This is a genomic window from Curtobacterium sp. APC 4022 (assembly GCF_030407555.1).
Classification (GTDB): domain Bacteria; phylum Actinomycetota; class Actinomycetes; order Actinomycetales; family Microbacteriaceae; genus Curtobacterium.
Genome location: NZ_JASDDD010000034.1, coordinates 20,403 through 37,209, shown reverse-complemented (window position 1 = coordinate 37,209; position 16,807 = coordinate 20,403). Strand labels below are relative to the sequence as shown.

General features: G+C 72.0%; 22 protein-coding genes. 16 read left to right on the top strand and 6 right to left on the bottom strand.

The genetic code is table 11. The features are described 5' to 3' along the window. The first annotated feature begins 212 nt into the window (after positions 1-212). Positions 213-917 (top strand): TerD family protein, encoded by a 705-nt coding sequence (locus tag QL987_RS11525; protein WP_290157771.1) that lies wholly within the window; start codon positions 213-215, stop codon positions 915-917. Positions 918-959: 42 nt separating this feature from the next. On the opposite strand, the gene QL987_RS11520 is transcribed toward QL987_RS11525, so the two are convergent. Both QL987_RS11520 and QL987_RS11515 read right to left on the bottom strand, forming a co-directional pair. Further along, positions 960-1,316, bottom strand: coding sequence for a helix-turn-helix transcriptional regulator (locus QL987_RS11520; RefSeq protein ID WP_290157770.1), 357 nt, complete (start codon positions 1,314-1,316; stop codon positions 960-962). Continuing rightward, entirely contained in the window at positions 1,313-1,660 is a 348-nt protein-coding gene (locus QL987_RS11515; protein ID WP_290157768.1) for a hypothetical protein, read from the bottom strand. The genes QL987_RS11520 and QL987_RS11515 overlap by 4 nt, the downstream gene beginning before the upstream one ends. Before the next feature lie 183 nt (positions 1,661-1,843). On the opposite strand from QL987_RS11515, the gene QL987_RS11510 reads away from it, so the two are divergent. Beyond that, the gene (locus tag QL987_RS11510) at positions 1,844-2,065 is read left to right on the top strand and encodes a hypothetical protein (protein ID WP_290157767.1); all 222 of its coding nucleotides are present in this window, start codon (positions 1,844-1,846) and stop codon (positions 2,063-2,065) included. Between the two features lie 16 nt (positions 2,066-2,081). Here the strand turns inward: QL987_RS11510 and QL987_RS11505 are convergent, their stop codons facing one another. Together QL987_RS11505 and QL987_RS11500 are read right to left on the bottom strand one after the other, a co-directional pair. Beyond that, positions 2,082-3,671, bottom strand: a complete 1,590-nt coding sequence (locus QL987_RS11505) for a GMC family oxidoreductase (RefSeq protein WP_253467476.1) — start codon at positions 3,669-3,671, stop codon at positions 2,082-2,084. Next, positions 3,668-5,017, bottom strand: a complete 1,350-nt coding sequence (locus tag QL987_RS11500) for an alpha/beta hydrolase (protein WP_290157766.1) — start codon at positions 5,015-5,017, stop codon at positions 3,668-3,670. The genes QL987_RS11505 and QL987_RS11500 overlap by 4 nt, the downstream gene beginning before the upstream one ends. Before the next feature lie 342 nt (positions 5,018-5,359). Between QL987_RS11500 and QL987_RS11495 the strand changes: the two genes are divergently transcribed. The 14 genes from QL987_RS11495 (at position 5,360) to QL987_RS11430 (ending at position 13,810) form a co-directional block, all read left to right on the top strand. Next, positions 5,360-5,818 carry an Asp23/Gls24 family envelope stress response protein gene (locus QL987_RS11495; RefSeq protein WP_253467481.1) on the top strand — a complete coding sequence of 153 codons (459 nt, stop codon included), beginning with the start codon at positions 5,360-5,362 and terminating at the stop codon, positions 5,816-5,818. Then, positions 5,815-6,006: a DUF2273 domain-containing protein gene (locus QL987_RS11490; RefSeq protein ID WP_111075799.1), complete on the top strand. Its 192-nt coding sequence runs from the start codon at positions 5,815-5,817 to the stop codon at positions 6,004-6,006. Before QL987_RS11495 ends, QL987_RS11490 begins: the two co-directional genes overlap by 4 nt. Further along, a complete protein-coding gene (locus QL987_RS11485) occupies positions 6,003-6,320 on the top strand; it encodes a hypothetical protein (protein WP_111075800.1) in 318 nt (105 codons plus the stop codon). The genes QL987_RS11490 and QL987_RS11485 overlap by 4 nt, the downstream gene beginning before the upstream one ends. A 12-nt stretch (positions 6,321-6,332) precedes the next feature. After that, complete coding sequence (locus QL987_RS11480) at positions 6,333-6,908, top strand: DUF6286 domain-containing protein (RefSeq protein ID WP_204609206.1); 576 nt, start codon at positions 6,333-6,335, stop codon at positions 6,906-6,908. Beyond that, a complete protein-coding gene (locus tag QL987_RS11475; RefSeq protein WP_111075802.1) occupies positions 6,905-7,468 on the top strand; it encodes a hypothetical protein in 564 nt (187 codons plus the stop codon). The genes QL987_RS11480 and QL987_RS11475 overlap by 4 nt, the downstream gene beginning before the upstream one ends. A gap of 110 nt (positions 7,469-7,578) precedes the next feature. Then, positions 7,579-7,752 (top strand): CsbD family protein, encoded by a 174-nt coding sequence (locus QL987_RS11470; RefSeq protein ID WP_111075803.1) that lies wholly within the window; start codon positions 7,579-7,581, stop codon positions 7,750-7,752. Positions 7,753-7,838: 86 nt separating this feature from the next. Next, positions 7,839-8,876, top strand: a complete 1,038-nt coding sequence (locus QL987_RS11465) for an Asp23/Gls24 family envelope stress response protein (RefSeq protein WP_290157765.1) — start codon at positions 7,839-7,841, stop codon at positions 8,874-8,876. Then, positions 8,873-9,295, top strand: a complete 423-nt coding sequence (locus tag QL987_RS11460; RefSeq protein WP_253467488.1) for an MFS transporter permease — start codon at positions 8,873-8,875, stop codon at positions 9,293-9,295. Before QL987_RS11465 ends, QL987_RS11460 begins: the two co-directional genes overlap by 4 nt. A 360-nt stretch (positions 9,296-9,655) precedes the next feature. Next, positions 9,656-9,925: a GlsB/YeaQ/YmgE family stress response membrane protein gene (locus QL987_RS11455; RefSeq protein WP_111075805.1), complete on the top strand. Its 270-nt coding sequence runs from the start codon at positions 9,656-9,658 to the stop codon at positions 9,923-9,925. A 112-nt stretch (positions 9,926-10,037) separates the two neighbouring features. Continuing rightward, positions 10,038-11,003 carry a helix-turn-helix domain-containing protein gene (locus QL987_RS11450; RefSeq protein ID WP_290157764.1) on the top strand — a complete coding sequence of 322 codons (966 nt, stop codon included), beginning with the start codon at positions 10,038-10,040 and terminating at the stop codon, positions 11,001-11,003. Between the two features lie 236 nt (positions 11,004-11,239). Continuing rightward, on the top strand, positions 11,240-11,407 hold the full coding sequence (locus tag QL987_RS11445) for a hypothetical protein (RefSeq protein WP_181432932.1): 168 nt from the start codon (positions 11,240-11,242) through the stop codon (positions 11,405-11,407). 100 nt (positions 11,408-11,507) lie between these two features. Beyond that, a complete protein-coding gene (locus QL987_RS11440) occupies positions 11,508-11,768 on the top strand; it encodes a hypothetical protein (RefSeq protein WP_111075808.1) in 261 nt (86 codons plus the stop codon). Positions 11,769-11,833: 65 nt separating this feature from the next. Beyond that, positions 11,834-13,027, top strand: a complete 1,194-nt coding sequence (locus tag QL987_RS11435) for a helix-turn-helix domain-containing protein (RefSeq protein WP_290157763.1) — start codon at positions 11,834-11,836, stop codon at positions 13,025-13,027. A 144-nt stretch (positions 13,028-13,171) separates the two neighbouring features. Continuing rightward, complete coding sequence (locus tag QL987_RS11430) at positions 13,172-13,810, top strand: LppP/LprE family lipoprotein (protein WP_290157762.1); 639 nt, start codon at positions 13,172-13,174, stop codon at positions 13,808-13,810. Between the two features lie 36 nt (positions 13,811-13,846). On the opposite strand, the gene QL987_RS11425 is transcribed toward QL987_RS11430, so the two are convergent. Both QL987_RS11425 and QL987_RS11420 read right to left on the bottom strand, forming a co-directional pair. Continuing rightward, positions 13,847-14,455: a helix-turn-helix domain-containing protein gene (locus QL987_RS11425; protein ID WP_290157761.1), complete on the bottom strand. Its 609-nt coding sequence runs from the start codon at positions 14,453-14,455 to the stop codon at positions 13,847-13,849. Positions 14,456-14,540: 85 nt separating this feature from the next. Next, complete coding sequence (locus tag QL987_RS11420; protein ID WP_290157760.1) at positions 14,541-16,607, bottom strand: MDR family MFS transporter; 2,067 nt, start codon at positions 16,605-16,607, stop codon at positions 14,541-14,543. Positions 16,608-16,807: the final 200 nt, after the last annotated feature.

Below are 16,807 nucleotides of genomic sequence, written 5' to 3'. Positions count from 1 at the left end.
GCTGCGTCGGGTCATGACACCAGTTCTACCCGTCGGGACTGACGGACTGGAGGCTCGCCACCAGCTGGCACGTCGACCCACCCTCCACAGGTGGTCGCGTCCGGACGGTTCTGCACAGCCCGTGCCAGATGCTGGCCGCGCGCGCGCATCCGCGGCACGATGGTCAGCGGCGGACGACGCCGACGGCAACCACCACGACGACGGGGGACGACATGTTCGGGATCGGCAAGAAGAACAAGCAGGACGACGAAGCCGGCACGGCGGCACCGGCACCGGCACCGGCAGCTGCGCCGGCGGCGGCCGGGCCCGTGACCGACCTGGGCGTCGTGTCGGGACGCATCAGCCTCGAGAAGCGTCAGACGGTCAGCCTGCGCAAGACCCAGAAGACCACGGTGACGATCTCGTGGCCGAACAGCACCGACTACGACGTGTACGCCCTGGTGCGCTACCGGGACGGCCACGTCGAGACCGTGTCCCAGTTCGGGACCAAGACCGACCGTGCGTTCACCCCGCGCACCGCCGACGGCGCCGTGGTGCACATGGGCGACCAGCGGCGCGGTGCTCGGGGCGCGACGACCATGGCGGACGAGGTCGTCGAGATCACCCTGACGCCCGAGATCGACCGCATCGTGCCGGTCGTCTACTCGGCGCAGTCCAACGGCACCGGGTCCTTCCGGCGGTACCAGGTCGGCATGACGATCGACAACGGTGCGGGCGACGTCGTCGAGATCGCGGCGCGTGACGCCGACAGCAACGACAAGGTGTACTCGTGCGTGCCCGGCGTGATCACCAACGGCGAGCAGGTGCACGTCGAGAAGGTCGAGCTGTACTCGGCGCCGAAGTCCGAGCGACGGCCGGTGGTGAACGCGGACGGCACCGTGACGATGGACGCCGGTCCGGTGAACGCGTTCAAGTAGGGGATCCGGTGGCGGCGCGGACGTGGCCCCGGCGCGTTCGGATCAGCTCCGGAGCGTCGCCCGCGGGTACTCGCCGAACTCGTTCCGGTAGGCCGCCGAGAACCGGCCGAGGTGGGCGAACCCCCAGCGTCGGGCGATCGCCTGCACCGAGGTGCCGGTGACGTCCGCCTGCATGAGGTCCCGACGGACGCGCTCGAGTCGGGTGCGGAGCAGGTACGTCATCGGGGTCTGGTCCAGGTGTCGCTGGAACGCCTCCTGGGTGGCCCGGACGCTGAGCCCGGCGGCACCGGCGATGTCCGACACGCTCAGCGGCTCGGCGACGTGCTCGTGGACGTACTCGACGGCGGCACGCAACCGGGCCCGGCGGGGCAGCAGCACGGCAGGCGGCAGCGCCGTCACCGTCGGCGGGTACATCCGGAGGAACGCGGCCGCGGTCCGCGGGTCAGCGTGTGCCAGAGGAGGGTGTCGACCCCACCGGTCCGGAGCTCCCGCGAGAGCAACGACAGGCTGCTCCGCCACTGCGTGATCGCTGTCGGGTCGAGGGGCCGGAGGTGGTCGATGCCGAGGTCCGTGACCTGCCCGGTGTGGAACATCTCGTCCGCGACCTCGTGCACGAGCCGACGGGACATGTGCACGAGCCGCTGGTCGTAGTCCTCGTACTCGAAGACGAACTCCCGGCCCGTCGGGAAGAGCATCGGCACGTCGAGCTGGAGCGGCACCCGGTCCTGTGTGACGTCCGGCACGCCCTCTCCGGACGTGATCCACTGCACGACGTAGTCGGGGGAGCGGGGGATGGCCCCCGGATGTGGCCGCCGATCTGGGACCGGCGGAGCGTGACGTCGTGGTCACCGACCGCGCTGTAGCGGTAGGCGAACGCGTGGTCGGTGGTGCGGGCCTGCCACTCGCGGCCGTCGTAGAGACGTCCGATGTCCGCGACGACCGCGTCGCTCGACGTCCCGGAGGCCTCGATCCGGACCGGTCCGACCGAATCGGCCGACCTCGCGGTGGTCTGGGCGCGTCGGGCGGTGACGTCGAGCGTGCTGGTCATGATCGTCTCCCTGTCGACCGTCGACGTGACGGTCGGGACGCAGCTGTCCGTCAGACGTTCAGGGGTTGACGTTCTCGTCACGGAAGTGTGGGGCGAGTGACCAGACGTTGCTCGGTTCAGGCAGCGACCACCAGCCCCGCCGCGCGGTCCGCAGCGGCGTCGCCGCGGAGCATCCGGTCGGCAGTCCGCAGGGACAGCGCCATGATCGTCAGCGCCGGGTTCGCGATGACGGCGCTCGGAAAGACCGAGTTGTCACAGACCCACAGGTTCGGGACGTCCCACGATCGTCCGGCCGCATCGACGACCGAACTGTCGGCGTCCGCGCCCATCCGTGCGGTGCCGATGGTGTGCGCGGTCCGTTCGAGGACCCGGACGTCCTTCCCCCCGGCCGCCTCGATGATCGCGGTCATCGTCCGCACCGCGTGGCGACCGATCGCGTCCTCGTTCTCGCCCGGGGTGAAGGTGATCGTGGCCTTCCGGATGCCGTGCTCGTCGACCTCGTCCCCGAGCACGAGCCGGTTGTCCTCGTACGGCAGGCACTCGGCGTTGATGCCGACCCCGGCCATGTGCGGGTAGTCGCGCATCGCCTTCACCAGGGCGGCACCGCGCAGCCCGCCGCCACGGACCAGCGAGGTCGCGAAGGTCAGCGGCTGCACGCCGAGGCTCTGGATGAGGTACCCGCCGGCGAAGTCGGCGTCGGACGGGCGGACGAAGTCCTCGGTGATGATCGACGACGGGTACCCGCGGTAGGAGCGCATCGACTCGTCGAACCGCGCCCAGACCTGGGTGGCGCCGTGCGCGGTGAAGTTGCGGCCGACCTGGTCGCTGCTGTTGGCCAGCCCGGTGTGCAGGAGCAGACGCGGGGTCTCCACACCACCGGCGGCGAGCACGAGGGCACGGGTGCGCTGCCGGTGGTCACGGCCGTCCTGGCGGTAGACGACCGCCTCGACCTCGCCACGGGCGTCGAGCTCGATGCCGTGGACGAAGGCCTCGGGACGGATCTCGGCGCCGAAGGCGACCGCGGCCGGCAGGTACGTGGTGTCCATCGACACCTTCGCGCCGTTCCGGCAACCCTGGTGGCACGAGCCGCACGACACGCAGGCGTGCCGGAGACCGTGGTGCTCCTGGTGCCGGTCCTCGGTGGTGAGGGCGACCGGGGCGTCGGTGGCGGTGATGCCGACCGCCGCAGCGCCGCGCATCATCATGTCGGACGACGCGTTCCGGCCCGGCGGGCGCATCGAGTACCGGCGGGACGGGTCCCACGGGTAGTGCTCGGGGCCGGCGACTCCCACGTCGTGCTCGACCTGCTCGATGTACCGGATGAGCTCGGCGTGGTCGATCGGCCAGTCGTGTCCCTTGCCCGACTCGGTCGCCAGGTGCAGGTCGTGGGCACTCGGACGGGGCGTGAACGCTCCCCAGTGCAGCGTCGAGCCGCCGACTCCGGTGCCGCTGTTGTTCGGACCGAAGGCGGTCGGGGCGCCGCCGCCGCTGATCCGCTCCTCCATCCAGTTGATGTCCGCCGGTGCCTCGACCTCGTCGGGTAGGTGGTCGCCCGGTTCGGTGTTGCGGCCGGCTTCGAGGGCGACGACCCGGAGGCCCGCTCGCGCCAGACTGGCGAGCAGCGGTGCGCCGCCCGCTCCGGTGCCGACGACGACCGCGTCCACGATCTCGTCCTCGCCGTAGCGACGCTGGTGTTCGAGCCTCATGGTGTTGCTCCGTCCGGTTCCCATGCTTCGCGTTGGTCGGCTCCCAGCAGCTGGAAGCCCTGTTTGCGCACGCCGTCCCCGCCGTTGGCGAAGCCGTCGTAGTCGATCGCGGCCATCGTGGCCGGGTGTGCGAGCCACTGTTTGACGAGGTCGACGCCAGCGTCCTCGAACCAGGCGCGGAGCTGCCCGGCGTCGAGGATGCTGTCGGCGGGCTCGTGCGTGCCGTCGTCAACCGCGTCGAGGACGTCGGCCAGGTGCTCGTCGGAGACCGCGGCCTCCGGAGCGAGTGCGTCGAGCGCTGCCCGGTAGGCGTCGGGGTCGGTGGGCAGGCCGTCGACCCGCCAGCCGTCGCCGAGCCCGTCGGCGAGCTGCGCGTCGACACGGAGCGCCAGGTCGATCTGGCGCTCGGCCGGCTGCGGGACGACGACGCGGGCCACGGCCCGGAGGGTGTCGAGCTGCGCCACGGAGAGCGCGCGGGGCTCGGCGGCCGGGTCGTCCGGCAGCGCGCGGGCCGCCAGGACCCCGCGGTTCTTGGCGCTCACCCGGGGCGAGGCGATGACCCGCGCCGACGCGGTGGGGACGACGGGGCCGTGGTCGACCCGTCGTTCCCAGAAGGAGCGGATGCGGTCGGCGACGGCGTCGGGCTGCTCCCACGGCAGCAGGTGCGCGGCACCCGGGACGACGTCGAACTCGCCCCGCGGCCAGTGCGGCAGGTTCAGCTCCCGCTGTGCGTCCGGGCCCAGGTCGCCGTCCTCGGCGCCGGCGAGCACGAGTGCCGGCACCGGGCTCGGGGCGATGGTGTCGGACCAGTCCTCGCGGCTGCCGCGGGTCAGCCACGCGGTCCAGGCGCCCGGATCGGCGCGCTGCACGTCGTGGACCGCCATCGCGTACGGCTCGGGAGCCAGTCGGTCGGCGGTGTTCGCGTCGACGAACTCGGCGGCTTCGTCGGGTCCGATCTCGTGGTCGGCGGCCCACGCCAGCATGGACGCGCGGCGCTCCTCGTCCATCGGTTCGGGGGAGAGCGGCGAAGCGGCCAACAGCACGACGGCCCGCAGCCCGAACAGTCCGTTCGCACCGCTCATGGTGCGCCCGGCGACGACGGAGGCGACCTTGCCGCCCATCGAGTGGCCGACGAGGGCCCACTCGGTGGCGCCGCTCGTGCCGATGGCCCGCTCGACGAGCACGGCCATCTCCTCGACGGTCGTGCCGGTCGCGGCGGAGCTGGACCCGAAGCCGGGGAGGTCGATGCCGACCAGGTCGAGCGTGCCGCTGAGTCGGGCGCGCAGGGCGGCGAACTCCTCGGAGCTGGACCCGAGGGCGTGGAGGCAGAACGCGGTCGCCGTCATGCCTCGTTCCTACCGGTCGAGCCGTCCGGCCCCTCAGCCCGCTGTACCCCTCGTGCGCGCGAGGGGCGTCTGCGAGGCGTCCCAGACTGGAGGCCCGCCGCACCTCGATCGGCACCGGTACGCCGATCTCGGGGCCAGTCCGGTTCACGCGGTCCGCGCACGACCGGAGCCGCTATCGGCACCGGGAACGGTTCGGGGTACAAGTCCAGCCCCGGAAACGACGCGTTCCTGGAATCCGGCTGGAAGTCGTGACGTCGCCGTGACGAACGTCCTCTCCAGCCCGTCTCATCCGTGAACAGCACCCGCTGGGAACGCCCGGCGGGTCACTCGGAAGGAGACACCATGGCCGACACCACGACCACCCCGAACACCCTCGCCACCAGCGCGACGGCGTCGAAGACCACCGGCACCCACGCCGCCACCGGCAAGACCGTCATCGACGACACCGTCGTCTCGAAGGTCGCCGGCATCGCCGCCCGCGAGGTCAACGGCGTGCACTCGCTCGGCAACGGCGCAGCCCGTGCCATCGGCGCGATCCGCGACGCCATCGGCCAGCGCGACCACGGCCAGGGCGTCAAGGTCGAGGTCGGCGAGAAGCAGGTCGCCGCCGACATCACCATCGTCGCCGAGTACCCGGTGCCGCTGCAGCAGGTCGCCGAGGGCGTCCGCTCGTCGGTCTCCCGCGCCCTCGAGCAGATCGTCGGCATGGAGGTCGCCGAGGTCAACGTCACCGTCCAGGACGTCTTCATCCCGGGCGACGACGACGAGGACGACGACAAGAAGGAGTCGCGAGTCGCATGAGCACCACACTGAGCGGCGCCCTGATCGGCGCCATCCTGGCAGTCGTCGCACTGCAGTTCGGCTTCTGGGGCTTCGTCCTGGTCGTCGTGTTCGCCGCGATCGGAGCACTCGTCGCGGCCCTCGTCACCGGTCGCATCGACCGGAACGCCCTGACCGACGTGCTGACCGGGCGCCGGAGCTCCCGGTGACCGGCGGCCCGGGCACCGTTCCGGGCCGTGTCGAGATCACCACCCGTGCCCTGACCTCGTGCGCGCGCGCCGTCGCCGCTGAGCGGCTCGGAGCGCCCGCGAAGCGGGTTCGGGTGGAGCTCGGCGACGCCCGCGGGGCGTTGGCCCTGGAGATCACCGGCCCGGTCGCCGCCGGCACCGACCTGGTCCAGGCGGCGACCACCGCAGCGGCCGAGGTCCGCAGCCGTGTCAGCGCCCTCACGGGACGTCGTGTCGGATCGGCACGCATCGAGTTGACCGGGATCGTGCGCGAGCGCGACACCCGGGTCCGGTAGGAGGAGAACACCATGAGCAGCAGTTCCGTCGAACGCCGGCTGCGTCGCCGCAGCGTGCACCGTTCCCGGTCCACGGCAGTGTCCGTGGCGTTGGTGGTGCTCGTGCTGGTCGCGGCGTGGATCGGCACCGAGTCGGTCCTCCGTGCGGTCGGTGCGGCGCCACTGCTGGCCGACCCGCAGACCGCGGTGGACGCCGCACTCAAGCCGGACGCCACCTTCGTCACCCTGGTCGAGGTCATCGCGGCGGTGCTCGTCATCGCCGGTGTGGTCCTCGTCGTCCTGGCCCTCAAGCCCGGTCGGCAGCACCGCTCCGTGGTGCCGCACGACCGCGGTGCCGTGGTGATCGACTCGTCGATCATCGCCTCGACCGCCCGGAACGCCGCCGGTCTGGCCGCCGGTGTCCCGGACGCGCACACCACCGCGAGTGCCCGTGGCGCCCGCACCGAGGTGCACGTCGTCCCGATGTCCGGCGTCCCGGTGGACTCGGCAGCCGTCGAGCACGCCGTCGCCGAACGTCTCGGCCGTCTGGACGACCGGTTCGGCCGACACGTCACCGTCCGCGTCAGCGAGAAGGGCACCCTGTCATGACCTCGAGCAACCGCACCTTGAACCGGATCATCCTGTTCGTGCTCGGCCTCGTCGCCGTCGTGGTCGGCCTCGCCATGGGCGCCGGTGTCCTGCCGGCCGTTCGTGACGCACTCAAGCCGTACCTGACGTTCCCCGACCGCGTCGAGGTCCCCGCGACCTCGCTGTGGATCGTCGCGGCGGTCTGCCTCGTCGTGGTCGTCCTCGCGCTCGTCTGGGTCTTCACACGTGGCCGTGGCGGCACCGCCGTCGCCGTCCGTGAAGCCCAGGGCGACGACGAGGTCACCGTGAACGTGGCCCTCGTCCGTGACGTCATCGACCACGAACTGGCCGGCGTGCACGACGTCGTCTCGTCGAAGGTCGACATGTACACGGTGCGCAAGCACCGTGCGGCACGGCTCCGTGTCGCGGTCCGCCGCGGCGGGGACGCCGTCACGGTCCTCGACGCCGTGGACTCGGCGATCGCCACCCTCGACCGGACCCTCGGTCGCGAGGTGCCGGTCCTGGTCCACCTCACCGGCGGCACCCGCTCGGCCCTCTCGAAGGCCAAGCGCGTCGCCTGACGGACGTGCCACGGGCCTCCTGGCCGGCGGCACCGCCCAGTACCACCAGCACGACCCACACCACACGACCGCGGTCGAACCCTCGTCTGCACGACCGGAAGGAGCCCGTCATGGGACTCGACGACAAGATCAAGAACGCTGCACAGGACATCGCCGGTAAGGCCAAGGAGGCCTTCGGCAACGCGACCAACGACGACTCCAAGGTCGCCGAGGGCAAGAAGGACCAGGCCGCCGCGAGCGCGAAGCAGACCGGCGAGGACGTCAAGGACGTCTTCCGCAAGTAGCGACCAGCAGACACGACGGGGCACGCGCGCGTTCGAGCGCGGTGCCCCGTCGTGCGCTCACGGCACGCTCGACCGAGGAGGAAACCATGCAGCACGACACCCAGACCGACACGCAGGTGCAGCACGACACGCACGCGCACACGCAGCTCACCCCCGTTGACCTGCCGGCGTCCCTGACCGACCCGCTCCCCGAGGACGTCGCGGCCGTCACCGTCGCCGCCCGCACCGCAGCGGTCACCGCCCTCGGTGTCGACGGGGTCCACCACCTCGGCGGGCTCGCCGAACGGGCGGCCGACCAGGTCCGCAGCCGACTCGGTCGCAGCGGCAGCGCCCTCGGCGTCCGCGTCGACGACACCGACGGCACGCTCGACGTCGCGGTCGCCGTCGTCGTCAGCTACCCGCACCCCGTGATGGAGGTGGCCGCCGAGGTCCGCTCGCAGGTCGGAGCCGCCCTCCACCAGCTCGCCGAGCTGCCCGACCACGTCGAGGTCGACGTCCGGGTCCTCGACGTGCACGGCCCGTTCGACGACGAGCCCTCGAAGCTCGACGAGGCCGTCGACTCCGTCCGAGGCGCTGCCGCGACCGCGGCGGACACCGTCTCCGACGCGGCGGAGTCCGCAGTGGACGGCGCGCGATCGGTGGCGGACACGGCGGGGTCCGTCGCGTCGGACGCCCTGACCGCGGCGTCGGCGACCGCCTCGGACGCTGCCGCCTCGGCACGCGACGCGGCTGGACACGCCCGCGACGCGATCTCGGACGCGGCCGACGCTGCCGGTGCGGCGACCTCCGACGCGGTGGCGTCGGCGCGGAAGACCGCGTCGGACGTCGCAGACCGTGCGGGTGATGCGGCCGACGCTGCACAGGAGGCGGCGACCGCTGCTGCCGAGCAGGTCGGCGACGACGTTGCGGACGGCGTGGCGGAGGCGCGACACCGGGCCGACGCAGAGGACGCGGCCGGCGATGCCGCTCCGTCGGACGCCGTCGAGCCGGCCGTCCACGCCTCCACCGTCTCCGGGTCGGAGGCCGCGGCCGACGCACTCGAGGACGCGGCGGACGACGTGCGCCGCGCCGCCGAGGCCGTCCGCGGCAGCACGGCCGACGACACCGCCACGGACCGACCGTGAGCGCCTGGGCCGAGCGGCGGATCCGCCGCCAGGTGGCCGCCTCCCGGCCCAGGTCGCGCAGCGTCTGGGTCGCGAGCGGCATCGGACTGGTCGCCGTCCTGTTGCTGGCGTTCGGCGCGTTCCTGCCGCTCGTCGGCTTCCTCGCCGGCATCACGGGGACGACGGCGGGACTCGTCCCGTTCCCGTTCCTCCGCGTGACGCTCGTGACCCTCGTCGGCGCGGTCGTCGTGCTGGCGCTCCTGCTCCTCGCGGTGACGCGGCGACACGGAGCGACCGCGTGGACCGCCGTCGTGCTCGCACTCCTCGTCACTGTCGGCGTCACGGTCTTCCCACTCGTCGCCGTCGCGATCGGGTCGGCAGACCGGGCGGGTGACGTCTGGCCCGTCATCTCCGGCCTGTGGACGCGGTTCGTCGGCTGACCTCCCTCGAGATTGTCCGCATAGCGCAACATCGACTGTGTAGTGTGCCTAACTACTTTCCGGCGAGCACAGTGGAGCGGTACATGCAGCACCTCGGAAGGACCGGTCAGATGCACTCGACGCCCGCGAACAACGCATTCGTGGACGGGGACACCCCGACCGAAGCCATCGACATGACCGCTCTGTTCGCAGAGCAGTCGCGTGACGGTCTGCTCGACAGCATCTGATCGGCACAGCCGGTCGGTTCCTGACCGGTACCGCCCATCCGGGAGCGTCGAACTCGACCGCTCCGCCGCCCCTCGGGGCGGCACACCTGCTCCACAACGGCACCTCGCGCTGCCCGTCCTGAAAGGCACTCCCATGAGCTTCCTCGGCTTCATCCTCCTCGGCCTCATCGCCGGCGCCATCGCCAAGCTGATCCTCCCCGGTCGCCAGGGTGGCGGCTGGATCGCCACGCTCGTCCTCGGTGTCATCGGCGCCCTCATCGGCGGTTGGCTCGGCGGCCTCATCTTCAACGTCGGCTACGACGGCTTCTTCAGCATCCAGTCGTGGATCATCGCGATCGTCGGCGCGATCATCGTCCTCCTCATCTGGGGTGCGATCACCGGTCGTCGCGGCGCCCGCGCCTGACCGAACCCCACCGGCGTCTGACGCCGGGACCACGAGAGCCCCGCACCGACTGGTGCGGGGCTCTCGTGCGTCCGGTACGGATTGTCGGTGGTCTGCGTGAGACTCGGAGTGCATGGACTCCGTCGAACAACCCCTCCAGCACGTCGACCGTCACGGCACCGCCGTCGACGAAGCGGTCGCGTTCTACGAGCACGTCTACGGCAGCCAGGACATCCACATCGGGGACACCGCGTCCGAGGGGTTCTCGTGGCGGTACCGGGCGGTCGGGGACGGCGACGTCACGGTCGGGACCTCGTCCGTGGCCGCCCGGCGCTGGGGCACGATCGACCCCGGTGACGACTACGTGCTGGCCTGGGCCTCCGCGCCGGGCATCCGTCTCGACACCGGGTCGTCCGCGCCCGTCGACATGCTGCCCGGGGTCCCGGTGATGTACCCGGCGGGGCGGGACTTCACGTTCAGCGCTGCTCCCACCGTGCAGCACCTGATCCGCTTCGACCGGTCGTTCCTCGAGTCCGTCGCCGCGGCTCGCCAGGGCGACCTGCCGGCGCCACTGCAGTTCGCCCGGCAACCGGACCCCGATGCGCTCCGGCAGCTCCGTGCCGTCATCGCCACGGCGGCCGGGGCGCTGCTCGACCCGACGACCGACCGCGACCGGCGCTCCGTCCTCAACACGACCGTGGCCGAAGCGGTCGCCGCCACGTTCGACGCCCGGCCCGTGCCGCCGACCGGCCTCCTCAGCGACGGGCCGGCGACCATGCGGCTCGCGCAGGAGTGGATGGTGGCGAACGCCCGTCGGCCGATCACGATCACGGACGTCAGCGTCGCCGCGGGGGTCGCCGTGCGGTCGTTGCAGGCGTCCTTCCGACGGCACACCGGGTCGTCGCCGATGCACTTCCTCCGGCAGGTCCGCCTGCACCGGGTGCGCGCCGAACTGAGCGCGGCCGACCCGGACACCACCACGGTGGCGCAGATCGCGGTCGGCTGGGGTGTCGGCCACCTCGGGCGGTTCTCCGGCACCTACGCGGCCACCTTCGGGGAGCCGCCGTCGGTGACGCTCCGCCGTCGACGGAGCGCGTGACGGGCCTCCCGTCGGGATCGCCGTCGGTCTGTCACGCGATCGAGCGACCCGTCCGGTGTGTCCGCTCGCACCCGTCGTCCGACGTCCCCGGGCCGCGCTCGTTGCGCGGACCGGACACCGTGTCCAACGGGCGTACTCGGGGCTCGTCCGGGCTTGGCCCCGCGCAGTCCGCGGGGGATGCTGGTCATGCGCCTCCGAACCCTTCGGGTCGGGCGCACCAGCAGGAAGAGCGCACCGTGAACGAGCGCGTCCGACCCTCCCTCCACGAACTCCGGCTGCAGGCCGACGAATGGCACCGCCGCGGCCTCAGCCACCCGGACGAGATCGACGCGATGGTCTCCCGTCGCACGGCCGGGTCCACGCCCGCCGAACCCACCTACGCGGACTTCTTCACCGTCGTCTGAGCGCGGAGGACCGCGCGCGGCAGCCGGCCGCCCGGCACAGCCCGGTGCCGCGCAACCGTCCCCGGCACCGCCCCACCGCGGCGTGCGTAGGCTCGACGGCATGTCCGACTTCTCCGCAGACCAGGCCGCCGTCGTCCGCATCGAACGCTCCGAAGAGGGCCGCTGGGACCTCACGCTCATCAGCGACAGCGGTGTCGCGATCGGCCACGGCGTGCACCTGTTCGACCGTTCGGAGGACGACGGGGTCGACGAGCTCACCGCCGCGCAGGACTTCGCGGGCGGGTACGGCTGGCGGTTCGAGGGCGACGCGGTGCAGCAGGACGGCCCGGATGCGTTCTGGGCACCCCTCATCCGCAACTGAGGGGACCTCACCCCAGTCCGGGTGAACCTCGGACTTCCGCGTTCTGTGGATGAGAAGATGGCCGCGTGCCACCGATCCACCACGACAACGGGTTCCGCAAGCAGCGGTTCACGGACGCCGGCGGCTCGGACTACACCGCGATCTTCCGCACCGAGTACTCCGGCCAGGACCTGCGGCGGGACACCACCACCGCCACCGAGACCTTCGCCAGCCAGGGCACCCGGTACGAGTACTTCGTCATCGGCGACGACGACCTGACGCTGCGGACCATGAACGCCCGCGGCGGTCGACGGGGCGGGGTGATCGGCCCCCGGGACGACCACGTGGTGTTCTGGCTGCAGCACGGCCGACTCGAGATGCACTTCGCGGACCGGTCCCGTGTGATCGAGCCCGGCAGCCCCTACATCGCCTCGGCGTCCGAGGCGTACCGCTTCGAGTCCGAGGAGACCGTCTACAACGGCGTGCACATCTCGGACGCGTTCCTCCGCAAGACCGCCGGGGAGCTCGGCTACCCGATGCCCGACGGGCCCGTCCTGTTCGACCAGCAGGACGAGCGGATCGCCCGGCGCGAGCCGCTCCGTCGTCTGCTCGGCGAGGTCAGCCCCACCCTGATGGACGACCGGGTGCGCGGCGCGATGCGGACGGCGCTGAACCGCCGCCTGGCGACGGTCGTGCTCGACACCTTCCCGCTCCGCGACCGCGGGGACGACGTCCCGACCGCCAGCCGACTGCGTGACGCGATCGCCTTCGTCGAGGAGCGCGCGCGTGACCGCCCCTCGGTGCCGGCCATCGCCGCCGCCGCCGGACTCAGCGAGCGCGGCCTGCAGGAGGTCTTCGCCCGCACGCTCGGTGTCACGCCGAACGGCTTCCTCCGCGACCAGCGCCTGGACGAGGTCCGGCGCGAACTGCTCCGGGGGGAGTCGCCGAACAGCGTGCTCGAGGTCGCTCGCCGCTGGCGCTTCACGAACCCGAGCCGCTTCGCCACCGCCTACCGCGCCCGGTTCGGCGAGGACCCCTCGGCGACGCTGCGTGCGGCCACCTCGCAGCGGCCCGACGGCCGGTCCTCCTGGCGGATCCGTCAGGCGGTCGCCTACATCGAGACGCACCTCGACGAGGTCTGCACCGTCGCGGACATCGCCGCGGCCGCCGGTCTCCGGCCCCGGCGACTCCAGCAGCTCTTCAAGGAGGAGCGGGGCACGACGCCGACGGCCTTCCTCCGCGACCTGCGTGCGCTGCGGCGGTCCGGCGACCGCTCCTGACATCTCGTCGGTGGTCGTCCGCCACGTGACCGGCTGCCGGACGGGAGGCGCGGATCCCGCCCGCCACGGGCCTCCCGGCTGGGCGGTCTGCCGACCTCAACGCCGTCTGTGGATGCGCCGGACGCGCCCGGCAGGATGTTCCACATGGGAACCAGTTCGCGACTCCGTCCCGCCGTGCTGCGCGGCCTCGTCCCGCTCGGGCTCGTCTCGATCGCCCTCACCGGGTGTTCGACCGGGTCGGGTGACCCGGCACCGACGCAGACGGTGACGCAGACGGTCGCGCCGTCGGCGGAGTCGACGGGGACCCCGACGTCGACCCCGACCGCGACGCCGGCACCGGTGCAGACGCCGCAGCCGACCGCCACCCCGACGTGTGGCAGCGAGGACCCGACCGGCGCGATCCAGCAGGCGGCCGCCCGACTCGGCGCACCGGCCGGCATCGCGGGGGCGAAGTGGGACACCGCCGGGGCCGCTCGCGGCGGGTACGACCCGTGCGCGGCCCTGTCGTGGGTCGTGTTGCGCCCGACCGACTCGACCGGCAGCTCGCCGTCGGCGATCCTGCTGTTCCACGACGGCACGTACCTCGGCACGGCGACGAAGGTGCAGTACCCCTTCACGCCGGAGGTCACGCGCACCTCGGACGCTGCCGTGTCGGTCACGTACCGGTACCCGCGTGACGGGGAGTCGAACGCCGAGGCAAGCGGTCGCGCCGACGCGACCTACCGCTGGGACGACGCGGCCGGACGGGTCGTCATGACGGGGGACGTGCCTCCCGTCCCGTGACCCGTTGGGCGCCTCGGCCGGTCAGCGGCCCACCGGTCAGCGGCCGGTGACGAGCGCGACCATCTCGGCGACGACGGCGCGGAGGCGCGTGGCCAGGTCCGCCTGGTCCTGCACGCTGAAGCGGTGGGCCGCCTCGGTCAGGGCCGCCATCACGAGGGCGACGGCCGTGCGGGCGGTGTCCTCGTCGGTGCGGGTGCTGACGGCGGCGATGAGGGACTGCCGGGACTCGGCCATCCACCGCATCACCATCGACGTCATCTCCGGGCGGCGGACGAGCAGCTCCTTCGCGCGGGCGCGGTCCGAGGAGAGCGGCACGGTGTGGGCGACCAGGTCGCAGACGTCGTCGATGAGCGGCCCGCCGGCGGTGGCGAACCGGTCGCGGACGGCGTCGGGCACCTCGACGGTGTCCAGGCCGATGGCCGCGTGGGCCTTCGATGAGAAGTAGTTGAAGAACGTCCGCGGGGAGACGTCGGCGTCGGCGCAGATCTGCTCGACCGTGACGCCGTCCAGGCCGTGGTCGGTGATGCGGGTCAGCGCGGCGTGGTGGATCGCCTGCCGGGTCTGCTGCTTCTTCCGTTCGCGGAGCGTGCAGGGCTCGGTGCTGCCGACGGCGCTGTCGGGTGCGGGTGCTGCCGTGGTGGTCACGGGCGACCTCCGGTGGGGGAGTGGCGGAGCGGGCCGCCCGCACGCTGCCGACGGTGGTCGGCGTGCGTGCGGGCGGCCCGGGTGGTCACCGACGCTGGGTCGGCGTGGAACCGGTCATCGGACCGGTGAAGGAGCCTGCCTCGGCCGCGGCCATGCCGGCCTCGGCTTCGAGCTGTGCCTCGGCGGACATGTCCGCCTGCTCCTGCAGGGCCGAACGCTGGCGCAGCGGCGGCACCTTGAAGAACCAGGTCAGCACGAAGGCGAGCAGGATCACGGCGAGTCCGACCCAGTAGATCGTGACGGACGAGGCGTTGAAGCCGGCCATGAACGGACGGGTCAGGCGCGGGTCGGCACCGGTCAGGAACGAGGTGTCGTTCGTGGCCGAGGCGCTCGAGTCGTCGTTCGCACCCTTGTCGATCTGCTTGACGAGGTCCGGCACGACCTGGTCGACCCAGTAGCCGCGCTGTCCGGCGTCCTTCCAGTCGACCGCGAGCTGTCCGTCGACGACGCTGGCGTGCGCCTGGTCGGCGGCCGTCGCCAGAGCGGTGGTCTCGGCCTGCGGGGTGGCGTCGGCGACCTGCTGGGCGATCACGGTCTCGGCGGCGGCGGCCGGGATCGTGCCGGCGGCGACCTGCGCCTGGACGGCGGCGGTGACCTGCTGGGTGACCGCCCGGTCGGCGGCCTGCTTCGCGGCGGTGGTGCCGCGGTCGAGCCCGGAGTCGATGCTGTCCTGGATCGGGCCGACGATCGGGTCCCAGATCTGGTCCATGACGCCCTGGTTGGCCTTCGCGCTGGCGACGGTCGGGTTCAGTGCGGCGTCGAGGGCGTCGGTCAGGTCGGCCTTCTCCGCCGTGGCGTGCACGATGTTGGCGGGCATCACCGAGAACAGGATCGACAGCAGCACGGCCGTGCCGAGCGTTCCACCGATCTGGCGGAAGAAGGTCGCCGAGCTGGTCGCGACGCCCATGTCCTTGGCCTCGACCGAGCCCTGCGACGCGAGCGTCAGGGACTGCATGACCGAACCGAGTCCGAGACCGATGAGGAACATGCCGATCATCAGGAACCAGAGCGGCTTGTCGATCGACATGAAGGTCAGGACGACGTAGCCGGCGGAGACCAGGGCGGTGCCGATGACCGGGAAGACCCGGTAGCGGCCGACGCGGGCGACGATCTGACCCGAGGTGATCGAGGCGATCATCAGGCCACCGACCAGGGGCAGCGTGGCGAAGCCGGACTCGGTCGGGCTGAGGCCGACGACGATCTGCAGGTAGAGCGGGATGGTCAGCATGGCGCCGAACATCGCGAAGCCGACCAGGAAGCCGATGACCGTGGCCATCGAGAACGTGCCGGAGCGGAAGAGCTTGAGCGGGATGATCGCCGCGTCGCCCATCTTCGACTCGATGAGCAGCAGCGCGACCAGGCCGACCGCTCCGATGACGTAGCAGGCGAGTGCCGCGGGGGAGCCCCAGCCCCACGTGCGGCCCTGCTCGGCGACCAGCAGCAGCGGGACGAGGGTGACGATGACCGAGGTCGCGCCCCACCAGTCGACGACCGGCTTGTCCTTCTCGTCGTGCACCTTCGGCAGGTGCAGGAAGACGATCACCATGACGAGCGCGGCGATGCCGATCGGCACGTTGATGAGGAGCACCCAGCGCCAGCCGGTGATGAAGAGGATCTCGGAGGCGCCGGCGAGCAGGCCGCCGATGAGCGGGCCGATGACCGAGGAGATGCCGAAGACGGCCAGGAAGTAGCCCTGGTACTTCGCACGCTCACGCGGGGCGAGGATGTCGCCCATGATCGCGAGCGGCAGCGACATCAGCGCACCGGCACCGATGCCCTGCACGGCGCGGAAGGCGGCGAGCATGAGCATCGACGTGGACATCGACGACAGGACGGCGCCGAGGATGAAGACCACGATGCCGAAGATGTAGAGCGGACGACGGCCGAAGATGTCGGAGAGCTTGCCGTAGATCGGCGTCGCGATCGTCGACGTGATCAGGTAGGCGGTGGTGACCCACGCCTGCTGGTCGAGCCCGTGCAGGTCGTCGCCGATGGTCCGGATCGCGGTGCCGAAGACGGTCTGTCCGAGGGACGACAGGAACATGCCCGCCATCAGCCCGTAGATGACGAGCAGGATCTGACGGTGGGTCATCAGGGGTTGCTGACCGGGCGCACCGGTGGTGGCGCTCCGGCCCGACACCGGCGTCTGTGCGGTGGCTGTTGACAATGCGGGTCCTTCTGGTTCGACGTGCCGGACGGCGAGTGCGTCGTCGGGCGGAGGCGAGGCTGGTGCGGGGGCCACCGAGGGGCCGCTGCGCAACCTGAAACCTTGCAGGCTCCGCAACTTTACAT